This is a genomic window from Amycolatopsis rhizosphaerae, from assembly GCF_007713715.1.
GTDB classification, from domain to species: Bacteria; Actinomycetota; Actinomycetes; order Mycobacteriales; family Pseudonocardiaceae; genus Amycolatopsis_E; species Amycolatopsis_E rhizosphaerae.
Map to the genome: position 1 here is coordinate 1 of NZ_VJWX01000851.1, position 1,340 is coordinate 1,340.

Here is a 1,340-nt window from a genome sequence, read left to right on the forward strand (position 1 = left end):
CTTCACAGTCGAATCGACCGTGAAGGGACCCTTCACGGCCAAGCCCGGGGTGGACAGGGGGACTTATACGCGCGTATAAAAAGAGACGTTGGTCTCACGGTCGAGGAGGGGTCGCCGCATGTCCACCGGTACCGCGCCCGTCGCCGCACCGCGCCGGATCGCCCCCCTGCCGCCCGGTCCCCGGCTGCCCGGCGCCGTGCAGACCGTGCTGTTCGGCAACTTCCGCCACGTCCTGCTGCCCCTGCTGCGCCGCCTCTACGGCGACGTGATCCGGCTGAACCTCTACCCCGAACGCTCGGTGGTGCAACTGGCCGACGTCGAGCACATCAAGACCGTGTTCAGCGGCCCGGCCACCACCTTCCACGCCGGCGAGGGCAACGTCATCCTCAAGCCGATCATGGGCGCGCATTCGGTCCTGCTCACCGACGAAGACGTGCACCTGCGTGCCCGCAAGCTGCTCATGCCCGCCTTTCACGGCGCCGCGTTGCGCGGTTACCGGGAGATGATCACCGGGCTGGCGGAGCGGGAGGTGGACCGCTGGCCCACCGGCCGCGTGTTCCGCCTGCACGACCGGATGCAGGCCCTCACCCTGGAGATCATCCTCCGGGTCGTGTTCGGGGTCGCCGAAGGCCCCCGCCTCGACGAGCTGCGCCGCCTGCTCACCGACCTGGTCGACATCGGCGTGCTCGACCTTTTCGGCTGGCACAACGAGAAACTGCAGCGGTTCGGCCCGTGGCGGCGGTCGATGCTCAAGCAGCGCCGCGTCGACGAGCTGCTGTTCGCCGAAATCGCCGAGCGCCGCACCGCGACCGACCTCCCCGAGCGCACGGACGTGCTGTCGCGCCTGCTGACCGTGCCCGCCGAAGACGACCGCCTCTCCGACGCCGAACTGCGCGACCAGCTGGTCACCCTGCTGCTGGCCGGGCACGAGACCACCGCGACCACGCTGGCGTGGTCCTGCCACGAACTGGCCCGCGACCCGGTGCGGCTGGCCCGCGCGAGCCAGGCGGCCGACAGCGGCGACGAGAAGTACCTCGAAGCCGTCGCGAAGGAGGCGATGCGGCTGCACCCGGTGATTTCCGAGGTCGCCCGCAGGCTCACCCGGGACGTCGAGATCGGCGGTTACCGCATCCCGGCCGGATTCACCGTGATGCCCTCGATCGCGCTGGTGCACGGCGATCCGGCGCACCACCCCGATCCCAAGGCGTTCCGGCCGGAGCGGTTCCTCGGCAGCGGACCGGCCACCGGCACCTGGTTCCCGTTCGGCGGCGGTGGCCGGCGCTGCCTCGGCGCCGGTTTCTCCTTGCTGGAAGCCACGATCGTGCTCCAGACGATCCTGT

1 protein-coding gene is annotated in these 1,340 nt (G+C 70.4%); it reads left to right on the forward strand.

Annotation, left to right across the window (positions count from 1 at the left end; translation table 11 throughout):
* Positions 1-118: 118 nt before the first annotated feature.
* The coding region (locus FNH05_RS37390; RefSeq protein ID WP_144593541.1) for a cytochrome P450 at positions 119-1,340 on the forward strand (1,222 nt) is incomplete at its 3' end.